Source organism: Bacillus sp. 7705b, assembly GCF_002289525.1.
Taxonomy (GTDB): domain Bacteria; phylum Bacillota; class Bacilli; order Bacillales; family Bacillaceae; genus Bacillus; species Bacillus halotolerans.
Genome location: NZ_NSDH01000023.1, coordinates 149,018 through 168,850 on the forward strand (window position 1 = coordinate 149,018; position 19,833 = coordinate 168,850).

Consider the following 19,833-nt stretch of genomic DNA (forward strand, 5'->3'; position numbering starts at 1 on the left):
ATCCCTTCTTATCCAGAAGGGATTTTGAATGATTAGCCTTCGACACTGCCGTAAAGCTCTTCTAAAGGCTTCATGATGATTTTGTTTAATTCGCCGATCAGCATACTCATACGCTGCTCCGCTTCCATCAGCTGAGAGATTTTTTCGTGCTGCTGCACAAGCGCAACGGTTTTTTGAGCCTGCTGCACTTCGTCTTCTGTAATTTCTTCTCCAGCCATTTGTTTTTGCTGAAGTCTCAGCTGCACATCACGGAAGTTTTCGAACATTCGTTTCGCAGACTCGTCTGCGTTTACTTCATCGTACAGGTTTTTTAAACGGGTAAACTCTTCGCTCCCGCGCAATGCATTTTCCAGATCATACGCTACATCATAAAAATTAACAGCCATTGTAAGTAGCTCCTTTCATTATTGCCGATTGACATACCACTCCACTATAACAGACTATGGAGCTCCTTTCATTAATCGAAACCCGTTTCTTCTTAAAAAAGGATGACAAACAACGCTTGAATTGCACCTATGATTCCGCCGAGAAGGCCGCCCAAATAGGTTATCATTTTAAATTCTTTTTTCGAAATCGACAGCACCATTTCTTCAAGACGCTGTACCGGGAACTGATCCACCTGCTCCTTTACAATTTCCTCAAGGCGCATTCGTTTTAATACACTTTCAAGATTGGTTGAAATCCCCTCAAGCAATTTGTCTAAAAGCGCCGGCAGGATACGATGGTTCAGATCATTTTCATAGCGGGCTGTAAGCGAGCCAATCGTATTTTCAAAAAACGGAGCAGTTGAAAATGCTTGCAGCACTCTTTGTTTCAGGCTAAAGATTAGTACTTTTGCGTTCCATTTTTCGTCCGCTTCATTAAATGTATACTCCTTCAGCTTGCCCCATTCGTTTTTCAGAAGATCAGAAAGCAGCTTATTCGTTTCCTCATTCCGCAAAAACTTCAGAAGCTCCGGCAGCACGCGATCAGCAAGGCTTGAATTGCCGAGAAACATTTGCACCATGCTTCCAAGCATACCGCGTTCTTTTAAGAAATCATCAATCATATTGCCGAGACGGATTTTTCCTTCTTCACTTTCAAAATAATGAATGCTTCGCGCCAAAATATAGCCTGAAATCATCGGTATCTTCTCTTCTAGCTTTTCCTGCACTTCCAATGGCAGTGCTTCCTTTAACGTTTGATGCTCATATCGGCGGAAAAGTTCATTCAATTTATCATCCGTCCAGCGGCTGATCCAGGCGTCTGCCGCTTCACCCGGATGCTTTACTCCGGCTTTTTCAAGCGCTTCTTTTACTGTCATTTCAGATAGCGACAAGTTTTGAATCAGCTGTTCTCCGACTTGAAGCGCCTGCTTTTTGGCTGAATCTGAAACAAGCCGCTTTTTAATACCCTCAGGCGTTAATAAATGGTTTACCACCATCAGCCCCATTTGTTTCGCAAGCTCATCACGTCTTCTTGGAATCAATCCCGGAGTAAAAGGGACTCGTTTTCCAAACAAATAATATGCCTTATACGGCCTAAATAGCATTTGAATTGCTAAATGATTGGTCACCGCGCCGATAACTGCGCCGATCACGATCATAAATATAAAGGTTCCTGCAATACCCATTCCTGCTCATCTGCCTCCATCTGTGCTTTTACTTTTTCATAAATAGAATGACCTATTTGTATTATAGAGGTTGGTGTGATCACTTAGCAAACAAGGAGACAAAACATATGGTCATAAAATCAGCTTGTTTAACAGGAATAGGGCAAGATGCTGAATCGTAATCTGTAAAGTAGACTACCGACAGCTGTGTTCCTGATGTTTTTTGAAGCGTAAAGCTGCTGACACCCGCCGGCAGCTTTTTAATAAAAGGGGGAGTCTCACCATGATAACACTCGGTTTTATGTCCTTAACCCGCCAGCACGAGCAGGATTATTCCGCAGAATTGGCCACAAGAGCGCCCGAATTCGGCATACGTTTGATCCGCTTTACACCGTTTGACATTTTGCCCGACACCCTGCGTGTCAAAGCGCTGGTTTATCATCCCGCCAGCAGCAATTGGAATGAAACAGAACTTGCGATTCCCGATTATATTTATGACCGCTGCTTTTATGGGAAGGATTCACAATCACAAAAAGCAAAACCGATCGTTGAATGGCTCAAAAAATATCCGAAAACCGAATTTATCGGGCGGGGTCTTCCTGATAAATGGACTGTGTTTCAAGATTTGCAGGAGCATTCTGTGATCAATCCTTACATTCCAGAAACCATGAAAGTGAGCCGATTTGAACAAATCCATTCGTATTTATTGAAAGAAAAAGCCTGTATTTTAAAGCCAGCGTTCGGTGCTGGCGGCAGAGGCGTGATACTTCTGGAGCTTGGCAAGAAAAACATAACCGCCACCTACCATATCGGAAAGGATAAACAGACAAAATCCTTTTCCAACCAAGCTTCATTTAAAACTTGGTGCAAAAAAGTGCTTCAGCACCAATATTTGATGCAGCCTTATTTAAATATCCAAGATAAGGAGCAATACCCTTGTGATATCCGGCTGTTTATGCAAAAAAATGAGGACGGTGAATGGCATACCGTCGGAAAGGCAGTGAGACGCGGATACAAAAACGGGCTGCTGGCCAATTTATCAGGCGGATCGGATACGCTTACATTTGATACATGGTTTGAAAATATCCCGAAAAAACAGCAGGTAGTCTTACTGGATGACGTATTCTCGATTACCCAATCGGTTCCGTATTATCTTGATGAGCGATACGGGCCATTATTTGAACTCGGTCTGGATATATGCCTTGCGAAGGACGGGAGGATCTGGATCCTGGATATCAATTCTAAACCAGGCAGAAAATCAATACTTCATGTTTCTCCTGAGAAAAAAGAACATCTATATACTTGTCCTCTTAAGCGGTGCAAATATCTATTTTCGCTGCAAAACCAGAAAGGAGTCCTTCCGCGTGAATCGTAAACGGTTTTTGATCGGCATAGACAAAAACAGTGAAAATACTCTGTTTCTGCCCTCCGCAATGAAGCAAGACGGCCTTTTGTCTGCCTCATTCGGAACGAAGGTTGTCAGATGCCATGTTACTTTCAGACGAAATCTCGAACAGACAGTGCTCCTCTCTGAAAATCTGTTTCACGAACTGTTGATACCGCATCGCAGCCGGGCTGATATTCTCATTCATGATCATTCGGTGCACATTGGTCCGTTAATCGGCATCTTCACCGCGGGGTTTACCGCATCACTTGAGCGCCCTTTTAAGGACCGTTCTCTCTTTTTTTCTAAACTGCTCACTTTGCATGAACAAACAGGAAGCTATTGCTTCGTGTTCGGCGCGCACCAAATCAATTGGCAGGAAGGGACGATTGAAGCGCTTCTATACAGGGAAAATGGCTGGGAGAAACACATTGTCCCGCTGCCGAACGTCGTGTATGACCGTTTGCCGAATAGAAAAATCGAGAACTCAATTGTCTTGCAGAATACAAAAAACCGGCTGATCAATGAATATCAAATCCCATGGTTCAATAAAACATTTTTCAACAAATGGGATGTTCATCAATTGCTGGAAAAAGACCCGAGAACGGCTCCTTACTTACCGAAATCAATCCTTCATCCTACTGTTGAGCGGATTGAAGAGCTGAGTGATTCATTCGGCAAGGTTTATATAAAACCGGCGGACGGAGCACTCGGCACCGGGATTTATCAGCTCGCCAAAACAAAATCCGGTTTGACTGTGAAACATACAAATGATGCCAAATCTTTTTCTTCAATCGACTATCCCGATGCTTCCGCATTTCTGGATGAATTTCAAAAACAGCATGATCCCGCTGTCTTTCTCGTTCAGCAAGGGGTAAATTTGATTGAATTTCAGGGAAAACCAGCCGATTTCCGCGTTCATACGAATAAAAACAGTAAAGGGAAATGGACTGTGACCGCCATCGCAGTAAAAATTTCAGGAGAAAACAGCATTACAACACACCTATCCAATGGCGGAAAAGTGAAAACGCTGGCCGAAGTATACGATGATCCGGCGGAACGAATACATGTCATTAAAAAGCTTTCTGCGGCGGCATTGACCGCCAGCCAAGTGCTCCATGACCATATCGAAGGGTTCATCGGCGAGATTGGTTTTGATTTTGGCATTGACCAAAACGGTAAGGTATGGATGTTTGAAGCGAATTCACGTCCGGGCCGCAGTATTTTTTCTCATCCGAGTCTGCAATCTGTCGATTCTTTGACAAAACGAAGAAGCTTTGAATATGCTTCATATCTTTCGAAGATGGCCATTACCTCCCATGAATCGCTGTGGCCATCCTAATTTGCCCGCTTTATGTAAAAGCGGGCTTGAAGTTTATTCAACGCAAGGACAAGTTCATCATAAAGCCCCTTCAATGATGTTTTGCAACAATGATACAATGAATATAATTCGTCCGTATCCATGTCAATTGATATCAATTTCAAGGAGCGTGGCCCCTGATGATTTCTCATTTCAGCTGGAAACCTTTGTTTCAAAAACAAAAACTGCCCGGATGGACAATTTCCTTTTACTATAAAGGCATGCATTACGAGGGCATCTATCATAAAAGCGGCGAGATTGAATGGGGAGATTTGTTTCCCGCCCGTGCTGATGAGCCTGCACTCAAAAACGAGATACATGAATTGATGCTTTTTCATATTTACGATTAGCTTAGCCTGAGCGGCTAAGCTTTTTTTATGCCTTCTCAAGATTTACCACTAAAATCCCCGCATGAGTTTCAGTCAAATCTAACATAATACGTAGTAACAAGCCGGCAAAGCATTGGGTTACGCCGAGACGGCAGTGACACCCGAGACGGGTCCACAGACTGGTGCAACTCCAGTTAACCCAACCATATCAAATAAAAAAGGAGATTTTACACATGGCAAACCAAAACTCTTCAAATCAATTACTAGTACCTGGCGCAGCTCAGGCTATCGACCAAATGAAACTTGAAATCGCTTCTGAATTCGGCGTTAACCTTGGAGCGGATACGACTTCCCGCGCTAACGGTTCTGTCGGAGGAGAAATCACAAAACGTTTAGTATCTTTCGCTCAGCAGAACATGGGCGGACGCGTACAATAACAATTCAATAAATGGCTGACAGAAGGCGCGGTTTCCGCGCCTTCTTTATATTTGTCACCCTTTTTTCCTACACCACATATCCTAGGAGAAGAGGGAGGGAATCAAGGTGCCATTCATCGCTATTGTGAATTGGGAGCTGGTGCAGTTCGTAAGTATATCCATGATTAATGAATATGTTTCCCATCGCTCTGTCTTTTTGTACAGGTATTCTTTCCCGCGCTGTTCAAACTGAGTACATCCTTTTATAATGAGGGGCGAGGAGGTTTTTTCATAAAAATTGCCTTATTTGGCGCAACCGGCCGTGTCGGACAAGCCTTTTTAAGATTGGCAGGCACCAATGAACAACTCGATATTTACGCTCTGATCAGATCATCGAATGATAAACTTGGCCTGCCGAAAGAACGGATCGTTATCGGGAATGCCCGCTGCCGAGAAGATGTGAAAGAAGTTATGAAGGATGCTGAGATCGTCATCAGCTGTCTCGGTACAGATGGCGACGATACGTTGTCAGCTGCCATGACACATATTCTTGCCATTATGCAGGAAAAGCATATCAAACGGCTCATAACGATCGGCACCGCGGGCATTCTTAATTCACGATTTGAACCAGGAAAATACCGATTTGAAACAAATGAATCAAAACGAAAGCTGACCCGCGCTGCCAAGGAGCATGCAAGGGTATATGAAATGCTCAGAGCTTCGTCCTTAGACTGGACCATGATCTGCCCCACATATCTCCCCGACGGAGAAGCAGCAGGTGAATACCGTGCAGAGCGCAACGTCTTGCCGGCGGAAGGTAAAAAGATCACTGTCGGCGACACTGCGGCTTTTCTGTATCACGAGCTTCTTACAGGGGACTATATCGGCTGCCGGGTAGGACTGGCTTATTAATGCGCACAAAAACCCAAAACATTGAATGTCTTGGGTTTTTGAAAGCTATGCAATGGAGTGCCTCTGTCCTTTTTGCAGCTCATACATTTGATAATATTGCCCTTTTAATGCCATTAGTTCCTCATGATTCCCTTTCTCAACAATTTCTCCTTTTTCAAGCACTAAAATTTGATCCGCGTTTCTGATGGTTGAAAGCCGGTGGGCAATGACAAATGTCGTGCGCCCTTGTTTCACTACATCCAGTGCCTTCTGGATCAAAGCCTCTGTCTCCGTATCAATATGCGCCGTTGCTTCATCCAAAATCAAAATGGCGGGATCGTACGCCAGAGCTCTTGCAAAGGAAATGAGCTGCCGCTCTCCCGAGGATAGCGTGCTGCCTTTTTCAATGACAGGTTCGCTGATGCCTTTCGGAAGCTTTTCAAGAAGCGACTCAGCCCCAACTTGCCGCAGTGCTTCTATAATGTCTTCTTCTGAAATTCTTTCATCCTCCAGACTGACGTTAGAACCGATTGTTCCTGAAAATAAGTACGGGTCCTGCAGCACAATCCCCATATGGGATCTAAGTTCCTGCCTTGACATGCTGTAAATGCTTCTCCCATCGATGAGCACATCCCCTTTTTGCGCATCATAAAAGCGGAAGAGGATATTCAAAATCGAGCTCTTGCCTGATCCGGTATGGCCGACAAGCGCTACAGTTTCGCCTTTTTGTGCTGTAAAGGAAATGTGTTTCAAAACATTTTGTCCTTCTTGATAAGCAAATGATACGTCTCTAAATTCAACCCGCCCCAGCGCGCGCTCCTTCGCCGGTTCACCCGTTTCTTCCGTTTCCTTTTCTTCAAGCAGTTCAAAAACACGCCCGGCGGACACCCGCGCCAGTTCCAGCTTAGAAAACTGATTGACGATACCTGTAATCGGCTGGAATAAGCGGTTTAAGTAATCCACAAACGCGTACAGCACACCGATGGAAACAATTCCTGCCGCGTTTAGACTTGCGCCGCCAAAATGCCAGATCAGACAGACAAACGCAAGGTTGCGGATCACATTCACAAGATTGTGTGACATTAAGGAGTTTAAATTCAGCATCCTGTTCTGATAGTAATAATGAGATTCATTTAATTCCTCAAACTCTCTCATTGTTTCTTTTTGATGGAGAAAAGCTTGGATGATCGGCATGCCTTGAATAGACTCATTCATTTTTGCATTAATGTCACTATTGATCGAACGGATTTGATGATTGTAATAGGAAGCGTATTTCCGGTAGATGATCGACCACAGCCAGATGATCGGCACAATCGCCAAGCATAAAAACGCGAGCTTTACATCCAGCAGGAACAACGCCGTAAATATCCCGATCATATATATGCCGCTTGTCACAAACGTTGACAGCACTGTCACATATAAATCTCTGATTGCCTCAGTATCATTTGTAATTCTTGCGACTACTTTGCCCGCGGGAAGATTATCAAAATAGCGCATCGGCAGTTTCTGAATGCGGGAAAACACATCCTGTCTCATCTTTTGAATAATGCGGTTGGCACTCATCTGCAATAAATAATGCTGCCCATATTGGAAAAATACCGAGAAGACAAGCAAACCGGCATACAGAAAAATAAGAAACGTCATCCCCTTCATTTCCGGCTTATAGAACTGAAAAATCTCCTGCTTTGTCAGCTTTTCAGCAGGATACGTCCGGCTTTCATTCCCATTAGTGATCGTCAGCTTTCCGTCAGAAACCGTTCTGTTCCCGTCAAAGCTGACAGCCTGATCAACGAAATAAAACGCCATTCCCACTTGATAAATATGCGCTTCTTTCTCTTTAGCAGCCGCTCCCTGCATCCGGTCTTCCCTGACATAGGAGGTGCCGTCAAATTCAACTGCATTTTTATCTTTTTCCGAGACCTCATACCATGTTTTTTCAATCCCGAGGATGTGGTCGTCAATCATTTTTTTGCCGATAAACGGTCCGGTCAGCTCTGCCCCGACTGCAATCGCAAGCAACAGGACGGCAGTGATCAGCAATTTTTTATATAGGAGTGCGTATCTCCATAAGGTTTTTCCTGTCTTCATGCCCCTGCTCCCCCTTCTTCTGCAGTGAACAGCTGCTGCCTTTCGTATTGTTCCCGATACCATCCGTTATTGGCCATCAGCTCTTGATGTGTGCCTCTCTCAGAAATCACGCCGCCGTCCATCACAAGGATGAGATCGGCATGCTCCACAGCTGATAAACGATGCGTCAGAATAAATGTCGTTTTCTCTTGGCGGTTTTTCCTGATATTGCTGATAATAGCCGCCTCCGTTTTTGCATCTACAGCGGAAAGAGAATCATCCAGGATTAAAATCTCCGGATTCGCCATCAGCGCCCTCGCGATTGAAATTCTTTGTTTTTGCCCTCCAGAGAGTGCGACGCCTTTTTCACCCACCATTGTCTCCAGACCGGCCGGAAGCATTTGCAAGTCTTTTTCAAAATGAGCTTCTGAAACAGCCTTCTTTACCTCAGCATCACTTGCGTCAAGCTTTCCGTACAAGATGTTTTCTTTTACAGACCGGGAAAACAGTAAATGATCCTGCGGCACATATCCAATCCATCCGCGGAGCCGGTCAAGAGGAATCTGCTCAATCGGCACACCTGAACATGTGATGCTCCCTTCACCGGCTGGATACTGGCGCAAAAGCTGCTTAATGATCGTCGTTTTACCGCTCCCTGTTTTACCGGCAATCCCGACAGTCTGCCCTTTTCGCACGGCAAAAGAAATATCTTGAATATTCACATTTGTTGAGCTTGGGTATGTAAAGCTCACATGGCTGAAAACGATATCTCCAGGCTCTTTTAAATCAGACGGCCGCTTCGGATCTGTCACGTCCGGTTCATAAGAAAGGGTTTCATTTACCCGATCTAAGGACGCGTTGCCGCGCTGCATCACATTAATTAATTCACCGATCGCAAACATCGGCCAAATCATCATGCCCAAATAGACATTAAAGGAAACAAGCTCGCCAAGCGTCAGCTCATTACGGAAAACAAGAAACGCTCCATACCCCAGCCCAATCAGATAGCTGGCGCCGACAAGCAGCTTAACAGTCGGCTCAAACAGAGAATCGATAAAGGCTACCTTCATATTCTTCCGGTACACATCGGCCGTCATTTCATTAAAACGGCGTTCATCATTCGTTTCCTGCACATAAGCGCGAATCACTCTCACACCCGAGACCGATTCGAGCACCCTGTCATTCAGCGCTCCGAAAGAATGTTGTGCCTCTGTAAACCTTTCATGAATTTTACTTCCGTATATGCTGATCGCAACAGCCATAATGGGAAGCGGTATTATGGCTGCAAGCGTCAGCTTCCAGCTGATCAAAAACCCCATCGTCAAAAAGATCGTCATCATAAACATTGTGGAATCGACTAATGTCAAAATGCCAAAACCCGTCGTTAAACTGACAGCCTGGAGATCATTTGTCCCCCGCGCCATTAAATCTCCTGTTCTGTATTTTTCATAAAACGGCGGCGCCATTTTCAGCAAATGGCCCATCAGCTTAGAGCGGAGAATTTTTTCCATCACATTCGCTCCGCCGAACAGCTGGTGCATCCAAAAATAAGACATGATATACACCACCGCCGTCAAACCTAAAAATACGCTGACATAAAACAGCAGCCCGCCTGAGGTAAACTCCCCCGATTTCATATCATCGATGGCGTTCCCCAACAATTTAGGCGGAAACATCTCAAGTACATTTACACATAATAAAAGCACAATCGCAATGGTATAGCGCAGCCAGTAGGCTTTAAAAAACCAGCCCAGCTTTTTCAATACTGAAAACATCCATCCCCATCTCCTTTATCTCGTCAGCCGCCTTCTATTTTTTCCTTGCAGCTCTTTTCGTTCAGGTTGTCATAACCAATCCTTGCCTCTGTATTTGTCTTCACATCCGATACACCTGTCTTTCTTAAGATTTTGTATATAAAAAAGGCATGAAGCGTCAGCTCCATGCCTTTTGTTATCGATTATGATGTACAGAGCGCTTTTCGGCGCGCGGATTAACCCAATTCAAAAAAACAGAATAAGGGTTTGCCGCGCCAATATGAAACTGTTCTGTAAGACATATCATTCCTTGGCATAGCAAACCCTCCATTCATTCTGATTTTTCACTCTTTTTTCATAATATAAACAAAACCTTTTTTTGTCAATCATTACTTGAACAGAGAAAAGATTAAATAGATATGATGTCGGGTATTGTATTGTACGACGTTTTTTGAAAGGGTGAGAATGATGTTTCATGCTGACCGTATTATTGTTGCGTTTGACGGAAGTGAAAACAGTAAGAAAGCGCTTCAGACAGCCATTGATCTTGCGAAAACGGTAAATGCAGCCATTACAGTCGCCCATTCACATGATATGAAAGACAACCAGACCATCATCGATCCGCCGAGGCCCGCAGCAGGGGCAAGCTATATTGGCGGAGGCATGACAAGTGTTCCTGACCCGCTGATATCAGATGTTGCGCCACCGGAGCCAATGATTTATGAAGACCGTACGGAAGAAGTCATCGCCGAAGCCAGAATGATGCTGAATGATCAGCAGACAGAGGGAGATATCGATATATTGGAAGGTGACCCGGCTGAATCAATTATCGAGCATGCCAACCGGATTTCAGCAGATCTGATTGTAACCGGAAGCAGAGACCAAAACAGACTGAAGAAACTTTTGTTTGGAAGTGTAAGTGAAAAGCTTTCGGCGAAATCAGATATACCGGTTCTGATCGTAAAGTGAGCACGCCACGTGCTCGCTTTTTTATATTCATAATTGTGAAAAAACACGGATTTTCGTTTTTTTCTGATATAATGCTTTCGTGCCCAAAAGCACAAAAGCATTAAAGAAAATGATGGGGTGTTGTTTTGTATTCTCAAAAAAAGCTGACGTTTCCGTTAGCCGTCGGTTTATTTATATTAATGTTAGGAGTCATTATCTCCTGCTTATTCTTTCTTCATACAGAACCGCATATCCCGCTGTTCCTATGTGTTGTCCTGCTTTCAGCAGCCGGTTTATGGTACGGTTTTTCCTGGAACAGCCTTGAAAAAGGAATTGTAAACGGGATTAAAAACGGTGTACAGCCGATCATTGTTCTGGCACTGATCGGTATCTTAATCGGCGCTTGGATGTACAGCGGCGCCATACCGTCCGTTACAGTTTATGCTTTGTCCTTTATTGAACCGAGCCATCTTCTGTTGACTGCTTTGTTTTCCTGCATGATCATCAGCACGCTTGTCGGCTCAAGCCTGACAACTGTAAGCACAATTGGCGTGGCACTGATCGGCGTGGCGAGCGCGGCAGGCGTTCCGCTCGAATGGACGGCGGGGGCAGTCATTTGCGGAGCCTGCTTTGGTGATAAAATGTCACCGATGTCGGATACAACAAATTTTGCTGCGGGTATAGGCGAAATATCGATCTTTGAACACATTCGCCACATGATGGGCACAACTATTCCCGCCTTGCTGATCACCGTTGTCCTTTTTTACTTTCTTGGTTTATCAGTCTCAGCAGACGCTGCTTCAACAGATGATATTGCACATGTTATTGCCGGAATAAAAGATGCAGCAAACGTCACACCGTGGGCGCTTCTTTCTCCGCTCTTAGTTGTTTTGCTGGCGATTAAGCGCGTGTCCGTTATTCCCGTTCTGACTGCCGGTATTATTTCCTCGGGAATTTTGACAGCCATCTTTGTTCCCGACAGCAGCATTCAGGCTTTTATGTCAGCCCTGCAAAATGGCACCATGTTCGAAACTGACAATGAGGCTGCCGCTAAAATCATCAACAGAGGCGGACTGCAATCCATGATGGGCTCAGTTTCTCTTATTATGATCGCTTTTGCACTCGGCGGTTTAATGGAGAAAATCGGCCTGATCTCCGCACTATTGGAGGGTGTGATGAAAGGAATCCGTTCAAAGGGCAGTCTCATTGCAGCAACTGTCTGCTCCAGTATCGGTGTCAATCTTGCAACAGGCGAACAGTATTTATCTATATTAATACCGGGACAGTCATATAAATCCTTATATGACAAACAAAACATTCAGCGGAAGTTTTTATCAAGATCATTAGAGGACGGCGGAACATTGATTAATCCATTAATCCCTTGGGGCGTCAGCGGGGCTTTTATGGCAACCGCGCTTGGTGTTCCCGTCATTGACTATATCCCATTTACGTTCTTCCTCTATATATCGCCGATCATCTCGATTTTAGTTGGATTTGTAAAAAAATAAAAAGAGCGCCGCTTGCAAAGCGGGCTCTTTTTTATCATTAAAATGATACGCGGGCTGCCTGCTGAATGCTTTCTTGAAAAGCCGCCTGCAGCTGTTTTGTCACCGGTCCGGGCACTCCGCTTCCGACTGATTTTCCATCAAGCGTCACAACCGGAACAATCTCTGCCGTCGTTGAAGAAATAAAGATTTCCTCCGCCTGTCTCAGCTCTTCTTCAGTAACGGGCCTTTCATCAAGCTCTATGCCGTTCTTTACGATGAGATCCAAAATCTTCATTCGTGTAATCCCATTGAGAATCATTCGGTTAGCCGGATGCGTCCGCACCGTACCGTTTAAAACAGCATAAACATTAGAAGATGTACCTTCTGTAACAATTCCGTCTCTTATTAAAATGCTTTCAAATGCTCCCGCTTCGTAGGCTTTCTGCTTTGCCATCACATTATACAGTAAATTCAGACTTTTAATATCGCATCTCAGCCAGCGAAGATCCTCATCCGTGATGGCTGAAACGCCGTATGTCTGCTCCTGTTCCGGCTTTTTAACAGAAAATGTATAGGCCGTCGTCTGCGGCTCAAGGCCCGCTTCATATTGGTGTTTTCGCGGAGCAACCCCTCTTGTGGTTTGAATGTAAACCGCTCCGTCGCTGACCGCATTTTCCTGCACAAGCTTTTGCAGGTCCCACTCTAAATCTTCTAAACTGAACGGCAGTGAAATTCCGATCTCACCCGCGCTTCTGAATAAACGCTCCGCATGCTCGCGCAAGCCGAATAATACCCCTTTATACACCCTGATAACCTCATAGATTCCGTCTCCAAACTGATAACCGCGATCTTCCACATCAACGGATGCCTCGTTCCGCTCCACCAGTTGGCCATTGACTAAAATCTTCATATAAGCCCTCCCTTTTTCGTATTTATCCTGATGCCTAATCAAGCTGTCATTGTCACTCATTCTACCATATCAAACCAGCTGAAAAACAGAAAGATCAAGAACTCAATAGCTGGGAAGGAGATTATTTTTTCCTTAAAATCTGACATTTCGACATTTTTTCTATGTTCTTTCCAATTTTATTCCTGTATACTTGACTCGTAATACATAGGTTGTAAACAATGGCACCTTCAGAGCTGCCAATACAGCGGTATGTAGAGATTTTATGCCACTGGAGAGATTGATATGCGACAAACGAGAGGAGACGCTTCTCCTTCTGCAGTTTCGCTTGCTTTTAAATTTGCAAGTTTAGCAGTTTTATGTGTGCTGCTTTTGCTTATGGTGATTTTAGGTTATTCCAACAGCTCCTCGAAAGCAAAGGAGATCACTGTCACAACAAACAGCCAGCTTCGTGATGAGAAGGAAAGCCTGAAGCTGAAAGACGACTCCCCAGGCCTGCTGATAAAACATTTGCAGACCGAGCAGAATATGGGAGACAAAACGGTTTATTTAACCTTCGATGATGGCCCGTCAGCCTCTACAAACCGCTTGCTGGACGTACTGAAAAGCGCCGATGTAAAGGCGACATTTTTTATGCTGTCACCGCGAATGAACGAATTCAAACACGCGGTTAAAAGGGCCGGAAATGAAGGGCATGCACTCGGTTTACACGGGGTCACGCATAATAACAAATTGTTTTATCAAACGCCGACATCACCGCTAAAAGAAATGCAGCAGGCGCGTGACACGCTGGAAAGCATTACAGGCTATCGCACTGATCTCGTCAGAACGCCCTACGGCAGCAAGCCGTCTCTTACAGATTCACAAATTCGCAATCTAGAAAAAGACGGTTTTATGTACTGGGATTGGACGATTGACAGCATGGACTGGAAATACCGCAACTCAAAATACGTAGCAGAAGTATTGCAGCAGCTTGACAATATGGAACACAGCCATTCTAATCGGCCGTATGTGATTCTCATGCACGATCTTCCTGCTACAGTAAACGCACTGCCGGTGCTAATCCATAAACTGAAAGAAAAGGGCTATTCCTTCGGTGTGTTAAAGGATACAATGGTTCCGGTTCATGAATAAAAAGTGAGGCGCTTATCTGCGGCCTCACTTTTTTATGCCCAAGCTCCGGGCAAACTCTCCGATTTTTTGATGGATGACGAAATCAAACAAACTGTCGCAGTACGTCGGCTCCAGGTTAATAATGGCTTTTTTTATGCCTGGAATCCGGCTTGCATCCTCAGGCACAAATCTGGCGGGAGCAACCTCAAGAGACGTGCCGATCACCAATAATAGGTCGGCTTTATCCAGCTTTTCATAAAGCGTGTCAAAATGCAAAACGGCATCGCCAAACAGAACGACATCGGTTTTTAATACCGTTCCGCACACCTCACCGTCATTTCCGACCGCTGTACACTCCGGCACATCATGCTTCAGCAAATGAGGGAGATCATATCGGGCGCCGCATGAGAGACAGCTCGCTGTTTGGATAGAGCCATGCAACTCGTATACATGTCTGCTTCCGGCTTTTCTATGAAGGCCGTCAATGTTTTGTGTGAATATATCCACCTGCTTCCCTTGTTTCTCCAGTTCAGCCAAAAGCAAATGCCCTTCATTCGGTTCATAGCTCCCGCTCATTTTCATTTGAAACAATTCTTTGAACTTAGGCCAAAACAGACGCGGATAGCTTAAAAAATAATCAAGGCTCATCGCCTCCATCCTTGAGGCATCCTCAGTCCAGATGCCGCCGGCTGAGCGAAAATCGGGTATGCCTGATTCTGTGCTCATTCCCGCTCCGGTCAGCACGACAATTCGCTGCGCTTCATTCAGCATGTTTCTGAATGCTTCCAATTCAACACCGCCTTACAGTCTTTTTTCTTATTTTACCATGAAAAAGACCCCGCCTCTTTGAGACAAAGTCTTTCTTTTTTAAGCCCGTTCCTTTTCCCCTTTATTGAGATTTACTTGAAACGGATCGTGCTGGTGTTTCTGGTTGACATACACCATTTGTCCGGGATAAGCAAATTCAACCCCTTCAGCGCCGAGGATTTCAATAATTTTATAGTTGATATCCTCTCTGACATGAAGGTTCTCCGCCCAAACCGTTGTTTTTGTATAGAAGTTGAAAAATAAATTGTAATAGCTGTCAGCAAACGTATCGAAATTGACCATGATTGTATCATTATCGACGCCTTCATGTTCAAGCAGCATCTTTCTGAGCGAACGAATGCAGCGTTCCAAATTCTCAATCGGCGTTGCGTAGGATACATGAATGGAAAACGTAATCTGGCGCTTGGTCATTCTCGTCCAGTTCGTGATGGCTTCCATCGACAGCGTGGAATTCGGCACCGTTACAAGCGCACCCTGCGCTGTTCTGAATCTTGTGCTTCTGAAGGTAATATCCTCCACTGATCCGGTCACTGTCGCCGTCTCCACCCAATCACCGATCGTAAACGGCTTTTCAGTGATAATGATGATTCCGCCAAAGAAGTTGCTGATCGTGTCTTTCGCTGCTAGCGCAAAAGCCAATCCGCCAAGCCCAAGGCCCGCCACAAACCCATTGACGTCATAATTAAATTCCTGCGCGATCACGCTCACACTGAGCGCTATAATGACAAAACGGAGCAGCTTAGACAAAAATGGCGCCAGAATATCATCCATATCCAGTTCGAAGCGCTGATTCACTTTATGAAAAATAAAAGATGATGTAGCGGTCAAATTACAAAGCCCCCAGCTCAACAGCGCCACAATCAGCGAGCGGTATATTTTGCTGATCAGCGGCATCTGTGCATCTAAAAACGGTGAATAGCGGATCGCTAAAAACAGTCCTAAGGCAACAAAAAACCATCTGGCAGGCTTATCGAATGCCACAACCACCTGTTTAAAAATTTCGGTTTTCGGTTTGTTTGTCATATTAAAAAGCAAATTAAAGAAATATCTTGTAAACAGTTTTCTTAGTATAAGAAACAACAGCAAAATTGCCAAACTGATGCCGGTTTGTATGATTTTATCAAGCGTGAAATATTGCTGCAGATGATCTAGCATGGCAGTCTCCCCTCTATCCCAATCGAATGTTTATTATACTAAAACATTCGGCAGAATGCTTCTCTAAATGTCTTTATAAAACACAAAACCCCGGCGGAGCGCCGGGGCAATTTCTCATTTTAACCATTCAGCCAGATTCAATAGGGACAGTCACTTACTTTTTTTCGTTTGTGTCTGATCAAGGAGAGTTGCTTTTTGCATTTCAACATCTGTTTCGGCTTTAATTCTTTCCTCCACTCTGATTCTCCCTTTTCCCATGATCTCGCCTCCTTTTTTGCTATTATAAAGTAACAGAATATTTTGTGAACATGTCGAAAGCACTATTTTTCTGCCGAAATATGCTCGGATACGGTGAATGTTCTTGTTTCAGTTATACGTTGTTTTCAGCTTGGACTATTCAAATATGACAGAAAAAAATTCACAAGTTGGTATCGCGGTGCATATATGGATTTGATACAATAACAGAAATGCCCATATGAGGAGCTGACAAGCTTGTACACCATTGCCCACCGCGGAGCATCCGGCTACGCTCCCGAAAATACAATTGCTGCATTTGATCTCGCGGCAGAAATGAATGCAGATATGATTGAGCTGGATGTCCAGCTAACAAAAGACAGGCAGATTGTCGTTATACACGATGACAGAGTGGACCGGACAACAAACGGTTCAGGCTTTGTTAAGGATTTTACGCTGAAGGAGCTGCAGGCACTCGATGCAGGAAGCTGGTACGGCCCCGCTTTTCAAGGAGAAAAAATCCCGACTCTGGAGGACGTGCTCAAGCGCTACCATAAAAAAATCGGACTTTTAATTGAACTAAAAGGCCATCCTTCGCAAATCGGGATTGAAGAAGAAGTGGGACAGCTGTTAGGACAATTTTCTTTTTCTATTAACAATATTGTTCAATCCTTTGGGTTCCGCTCCATCCAAAGGTTCCGCGAACTTTATCCATCGATTCCGACAGCCGTTATTACAAGGCCGAATTTTGGCATGCTGTCCAGAAATCAGCTGAAAGCCTGCAAATCTTTCGCAAATTATGTCAACATCAAATACACACGTCTCAATCGTCTCATGATCGCTTCCGCCCATAAAAACGGATTAAAAGTGTTTGCATGGACAGTAAGGCACCAGAAAACAGCAGCCAAATTGCAGGCCATGGGCGTGGACGGTATTGTCACAGACTACCCGGACTACGTATTAAAGGATGGAAAACATGAATAGATATAGTGCAGTTTTTATGGGAGGCGCCCTTGGCGCTTGTCTCCGATACGGATTGAACATCGGCATAAATAATGACATATTTCCGGCTGCAACTTGGCTGGAGAACGCGGCAGGCAGCCTTCTACTAGGCGTTCTGACCGGCTTTTTTATGATTAGGGCGAAACGGCCTTTGCTATCGGCTTTTTTAGGCACCGGTTTTTGCGGAGGCTTTACAACCATGTCAACATTTTCTAAAGAAACGGTCATGCTGTTGCAATCCCATTCGTCATTAGCTGTTTTGTATATGGCTTCCTCATTCATATCCGGAATCGTGCTTGCCCTCTTTGGCGTTTTGGCAGGACGGCAAATAGCCCGATTTCAAATAGGAAAGGGGCGGAAGCAATGATGACACTAGCTGGTATTTTCGCAGCGGGAGGACTCGGTGCTGTGCTGCGTTTTTGGCTCGGCAATGTCATAACATCTAAAACCGAAAGCCTTCGTTTTCCAGTCGGCATTTTGACCGTTAATATACTGGGTGCCCTCGGTCTTGGTCTTTTTACAGGGCTTCACGTGACAAATTCATCTGCAGCACTCATCATCGGCACCGGCTTTTTTGGCGCCTTTACCACTTTTTCCACTTTCAGCGTTGAAAGTGTTCAGCTCTTGCTGGCCAAGCGTGTAAAGGAAAGCATCCTATATATCGGCTTAACGCTTTGCGGGTCTCTCTTGGCGTTTTGGTGCGGCTGGACGCTGCTGACATAAAAAAACCTTGAGCTTATTTCTCGCTCAAGGTTGCACTGTTCAGCATGACCGGCTCGGGCATCGGCAGCGTATGGTGGGCCGCAACCCCGGTTGTTTTGCTGATTTCTTCTTTTATATCTATTTGCTTAATCAAACGGCCATCCATTTTCAGCACCTTTATTGTATATGATCCGATGCGAATGGATTCACCAGCCTCAATATCAATGTTTTCTTTCAATATCAGTCCGCCGATGGTGTCCACGTCTTCTTGAATCGATGCGCCAAGAAGGCTGTTCACCTGATCCATGCGAACCTTTCCATCCATAATATAATGGCGGTCACCAAGCTTTTGGATCAGCGGCTGTTCGTCTTCATCAAATTCATCTCTGATCTCGCCGACAATTTCTTCAAGAATGTCCTCTGTCGTAACAAGGCCCGAGGTACCGCCGTATTCATCCGACAAAATCGCCATATGAATGCGTTCACGCTGCATTTTAATCAGCAGATCATGAACCGGAATTGTTTCAATGACTTCAATCACTGGCCGCACATACGGATGGATCGTCATTTTCATTCTTTCCTCTTCTGTCATAAACAGCAAATCAGAAAACAAATGCTTCGTATTGACCAAGCCGATTACACTGTCTTTGTCCCCATCTGTGACAGGCCAGCGGGTGTATTTTTCTTTCAGCATAACCTCCAGCATCTCGGCCATTGTCATATCTGTTGATACAGCGGCCATTTCCTTCCGCGGTATCATAATTTCTTTGGCAATGCGGTTATCAAATTCAAAAATCTTATTCACATATTTATATTCAGACGGATTAATCTCTCCGTTTTTTAAACTCTCAGACAACAGCATTCTGAGTTCTTCTTCAGAATGAGAACCCTCATGTTCTGACGCCGGCTTTAATCCAAACATGCCGCATAAAAGCCGCGCCGATCCATTCAGGGTCCAAATAAACGGAAACAGGAGCAAATAGAATAGTCGCAACGGACCCGCTATCAGCAAGGTTAGCTGTTCAGCCTTTTGAATCGCGACCGTTTTCGGGGCCAGTTCACCTACAACAACATGCAGAAATGTAATCAAGCCGTACGCGACCGCAAAAGAGACTGCATGAGAAACCGATTCCGGCAGGCCGAGCGGTTCAAACAATGGGTGCAGCAGCCGTTCAAATGCCGGCTCCCCCAGCACGCCGAGTCCAATCGATGTCACTGTAATGCCCAGCTGGGATGCAGATAAATATTCATCCAAATCTGTAATGACACGCTTTGCGAGTATCGCCCGTTTGTTTCCTTCTGTTATAAGCTGATCAATTTTGGATCTCCTTACTCTAACTATCGCAAACTCACTTGCGACGAAAAATGCAGTTAAAGCAATGAGCACACCAATTAAAATCAGACTGTCAATATCGTCCATTTAACCTTATCCCCTCATTAAAGGATAAGGAGTCACCTCCTGATATAATCATTTTTCCTTAACATTGAGGTACGCGGTGTATTGTTGCCTAAGCAGAGGGCCCCATCATACCACCTCCAAGTCAAAGTTTGATTATAAATTGTATATTTTATTGTAACACAACTCATTCCAAAAATGATTTTTAATTTTTAGACTTTTATCATGGGACAAACTATTGATTCATCCGGCCAGCAAGTTCTCGATAT

At 44.6% G+C, this 19,833-nt stretch carries 21 protein-coding genes; 12 read left to right on the forward strand and 9 right to left on the reverse strand.

The genetic code is table 11. From position 1 onward, the window contains the following. Positions 1-32: 32 nt before the first annotated feature. On the reverse strand, positions 33-386 hold the full coding sequence (locus CJU60_RS10185) for a YlbF/YmcA family competence regulator (protein WP_010333576.1): 354 nt from the start codon (positions 384-386) through the stop codon (positions 33-35). 92 nt (positions 387-478) lie between these two features. Then, on the reverse strand, positions 479-1,612 hold the full coding sequence (locus tag CJU60_RS10190; RefSeq protein WP_095713720.1) for a DUF445 domain-containing protein: 1,134 nt from the start codon (positions 1,610-1,612) through the stop codon (positions 479-481). Between the two features lie 262 nt (positions 1,613-1,874). Between CJU60_RS10190 and CJU60_RS10195 the strand changes: the two genes are divergently transcribed. From CJU60_RS10195 to CJU60_RS10220, 6 genes are all read left to right on the forward strand, one after another. Continuing rightward, positions 1,875-2,966, forward strand: coding sequence for a YheC/YheD family endospore coat-associated protein (locus CJU60_RS10195; protein WP_095713721.1), 1,092 nt, complete (start codon positions 1,875-1,877; stop codon positions 2,964-2,966). After that, complete coding sequence (locus CJU60_RS10200; protein ID WP_024120760.1) at positions 2,956-4,317, forward strand: YheC/YheD family endospore coat-associated protein; 1,362 nt, start codon at positions 2,956-2,958, stop codon at positions 4,315-4,317. The genes CJU60_RS10195 and CJU60_RS10200 overlap by 11 nt, the downstream gene beginning before the upstream one ends. Positions 4,318-4,475: 158 nt before the next feature. After that, positions 4,476-4,685, forward strand: a complete 210-nt coding sequence (locus CJU60_RS10205; RefSeq protein WP_024120758.1) for a YheE family protein — start codon at positions 4,476-4,478, stop codon at positions 4,683-4,685. Between the two features lie 212 nt (positions 4,686-4,897). Further along, positions 4,898-5,101, forward strand: coding sequence for a beta type acid-soluble spore protein SspB (gene sspB / locus CJU60_RS10210; RefSeq protein ID WP_010333571.1), 204 nt, complete (start codon positions 4,898-4,900; stop codon positions 5,099-5,101). Positions 5,102-5,207: 106 nt separating this feature from the next. Further along, a complete protein-coding gene (locus CJU60_RS10215) occupies positions 5,208-5,333 on the forward strand; it encodes a hypothetical protein (RefSeq protein WP_081638264.1) in 126 nt (41 codons plus the stop codon). A 38-nt stretch (positions 5,334-5,371) separates the two neighbouring features. Beyond that, complete coding sequence (locus CJU60_RS10220) at positions 5,372-5,992, forward strand: NAD(P)-dependent oxidoreductase (RefSeq protein ID WP_095713722.1); 621 nt, start codon at positions 5,372-5,374, stop codon at positions 5,990-5,992. A gap of 45 nt (positions 5,993-6,037) precedes the next feature. Here the strand turns inward: CJU60_RS10220 and bmrD are convergent, their stop codons facing one another. Together bmrD and bmrC are read right to left on the reverse strand one after the other, a co-directional pair. Then, positions 6,038-8,059: a multidrug resistance ABC transporter ATP-binding protein/permease BmrD gene (gene bmrD / locus CJU60_RS10225; RefSeq protein ID WP_095713723.1), complete on the reverse strand. Its 2,022-nt coding sequence runs from the start codon at positions 8,057-8,059 to the stop codon at positions 6,038-6,040. Next, positions 8,056-9,813 (reverse strand): multidrug ABC transporter ATP-binding protein BmrC, encoded by a 1,758-nt coding sequence (gene bmrC / locus CJU60_RS10230; RefSeq protein ID WP_024120755.1) that lies wholly within the window; start codon positions 9,811-9,813, stop codon positions 8,056-8,058. Before bmrC ends, bmrD begins: the two co-directional genes overlap by 4 nt. 447 nt (positions 9,814-10,260) lie before the next feature. On the opposite strand from bmrC, the gene CJU60_RS10240 reads away from it, so the two are divergent. Together CJU60_RS10240 and nhaC are read left to right on the forward strand one after the other, a co-directional pair. Continuing rightward, entirely contained in the window at positions 10,261-10,761 is a 501-nt protein-coding gene (locus CJU60_RS10240) for a universal stress protein (protein ID WP_095713724.1), read from the forward strand. A gap of 125 nt (positions 10,762-10,886) precedes the next feature. After that, the gene (gene nhaC, locus CJU60_RS10245; protein ID WP_095713725.1) at positions 10,887-12,248 is read left to right on the forward strand and encodes a Na+/H+ antiporter NhaC; all 1,362 of its coding nucleotides are present in this window, start codon (positions 10,887-10,889) and stop codon (positions 12,246-12,248) included. A gap of 37 nt (positions 12,249-12,285) precedes the next feature. Here nhaC and dat read toward each other — a convergent pair whose 3' ends face one another. After that, positions 12,286-13,137 carry a D-amino-acid transaminase gene (gene dat / locus CJU60_RS10250; protein ID WP_095713726.1) on the reverse strand — a complete coding sequence of 284 codons (852 nt, stop codon included), beginning with the start codon at positions 13,135-13,137 and terminating at the stop codon, positions 12,286-12,288. 282 nt (positions 13,138-13,419) lie between these two features. Between dat and CJU60_RS10255 the strand changes: the two genes are divergently transcribed. Further along, entirely contained in the window at positions 13,420-14,268 is an 849-nt protein-coding gene (locus CJU60_RS10255) for a polysaccharide deacetylase family protein (protein WP_095713727.1), read from the forward strand. A 24-nt stretch (positions 14,269-14,292) separates the two neighbouring features. Here the strand turns inward: CJU60_RS10255 and CJU60_RS10260 are convergent, their stop codons facing one another. The 3 genes from CJU60_RS10260 to CJU60_RS10270 all read right to left on the reverse strand — a co-directional run bounded on the left by CJU60_RS10260 (position 14,293) and on the right by CJU60_RS10270 (position 16,488). Next, complete coding sequence (locus tag CJU60_RS10260; protein WP_059293135.1) at positions 14,293-15,036, reverse strand: NAD-dependent protein deacylase; 744 nt, start codon at positions 15,034-15,036, stop codon at positions 14,293-14,295. A 78-nt stretch (positions 15,037-15,114) separates the two neighbouring features. After that, positions 15,115-16,230, reverse strand: a complete 1,116-nt coding sequence (locus CJU60_RS10265; RefSeq protein WP_095713728.1) for a mechanosensitive ion channel family protein — start codon at positions 16,228-16,230, stop codon at positions 15,115-15,117. A 150-nt stretch (positions 16,231-16,380) separates the two neighbouring features. Beyond that, a complete protein-coding gene (locus tag CJU60_RS10270) occupies positions 16,381-16,488 on the reverse strand; it encodes a YhdX family protein (RefSeq protein WP_024120747.1) in 108 nt (35 codons plus the stop codon). A 234-nt stretch (positions 16,489-16,722) separates the two neighbouring features. On the opposite strand from CJU60_RS10270, the gene CJU60_RS10275 reads away from it, so the two are divergent. Genes CJU60_RS10275 through crcB form a run of 3 tightly spaced genes read left to right on the forward strand, consistent with a single transcriptional unit; the run spans position 16,723 to position 18,189 of the window. Beyond that, a complete protein-coding gene (locus CJU60_RS10275; protein WP_024120746.1) occupies positions 16,723-17,448 on the forward strand; it encodes a glycerophosphodiester phosphodiesterase in 726 nt (241 codons plus the stop codon). Further along, on the forward strand, positions 17,441-17,833 hold the full coding sequence (locus CJU60_RS10280) for a fluoride efflux transporter FluC (protein ID WP_095713729.1): 393 nt from the start codon (positions 17,441-17,443) through the stop codon (positions 17,831-17,833). The genes CJU60_RS10275 and CJU60_RS10280 overlap by 8 nt, the downstream gene beginning before the upstream one ends. Next, positions 17,833-18,189 carry a fluoride efflux transporter CrcB gene (gene crcB / locus CJU60_RS10285; protein ID WP_024120744.1) on the forward strand — a complete coding sequence of 119 codons (357 nt, stop codon included), beginning with the start codon at positions 17,833-17,835 and terminating at the stop codon, positions 18,187-18,189. The genes CJU60_RS10280 and crcB overlap by 1 nt, the downstream gene beginning before the upstream one ends. Positions 18,190-18,202: 13 nt before the next feature. Here crcB and CJU60_RS10290 read toward each other — a convergent pair whose 3' ends face one another. Continuing rightward, positions 18,203-19,588, reverse strand: coding sequence for a hemolysin family protein (locus tag CJU60_RS10290; protein WP_095713730.1), 1,386 nt, complete (start codon positions 19,586-19,588; stop codon positions 18,203-18,205). Positions 19,589-19,833: the final 245 nt, after the last annotated feature.

Excerpts from the sequence above, each read along its gene's own strand:
- CJU60_RS10185 (WP_010333576.1), bottom strand. The coding sequence starts at position 386 with ATGGCTGTTAATTTTTATGATGTAGCGTATGATCTGGAAAATGCATTG.
- CJU60_RS10190 (WP_095713720.1), bottom strand. The coding sequence starts at position 1,612 with ATGGGTATTGCAGGAACCTTTATATTTATGATCGTGATCGGCGCAGTT.
- CJU60_RS10195 (WP_095713721.1), top strand. The coding sequence starts at position 1,875 with ATGATAACACTCGGTTTTATGTCCTTAACCCGCCAGCACGAGCAGGAT.
- CJU60_RS10205 (WP_024120758.1), top strand. The coding sequence starts at position 4,476 with ATGATTTCTCATTTCAGCTGGAAACCTTTGTTTCAAAAACAAAAACTG.
- sspB (WP_010333571.1), top strand. The coding sequence starts at position 4,898 with ATGGCAAACCAAAACTCTTCAAATCAATTACTAGTACCTGGCGCAGCT.
- bmrD (WP_095713723.1), bottom strand. The coding sequence starts at position 8,059 with ATGAAGACAGGAAAAACCTTATGGAGATACGCACTCCTATATAAAAAA.
- bmrC (WP_024120755.1), bottom strand. The coding sequence starts at position 9,813 with ATGTTTTCAGTATTGAAAAAGCTGGGCTGGTTTTTTAAAGCCTACTGG.
- CJU60_RS10240 (WP_095713724.1), top strand. The coding sequence starts at position 10,261 with ATGTTTCATGCTGACCGTATTATTGTTGCGTTTGACGGAAGTGAAAAC.
- dat (WP_095713726.1), bottom strand. The coding sequence starts at position 13,137 with ATGAAGATTTTAGTCAATGGCCAACTGGTGGAGCGGAACGAGGCATCC.
- CJU60_RS10255 (WP_095713727.1), top strand. The coding sequence starts at position 13,420 with ATGCGACAAACGAGAGGAGACGCTTCTCCTTCTGCAGTTTCGCTTGCT.
- CJU60_RS10265 (WP_095713728.1), bottom strand. The coding sequence starts at position 16,230 with ATGCTAGATCATCTGCAGCAATATTTCACGCTTGATAAAATCATACAA.
- CJU60_RS10270 (WP_024120747.1), bottom strand. The coding sequence starts at position 16,488 with ATGGGAAAAGGGAGAATCAGAGTGGAGGAAAGAATTAAAGCCGAAACA.
- CJU60_RS10280 (WP_095713729.1), top strand. The coding sequence starts at position 17,441 with ATGAATAGATATAGTGCAGTTTTTATGGGAGGCGCCCTTGGCGCTTGT.
- crcB (WP_024120744.1), top strand. The coding sequence starts at position 17,833 with ATGACACTAGCTGGTATTTTCGCAGCGGGAGGACTCGGTGCTGTGCTG.
- CJU60_RS10290 (WP_095713730.1), bottom strand. The coding sequence starts at position 19,588 with ATGGACGATATTGACAGTCTGATTTTAATTGGTGTGCTCATTGCTTTA.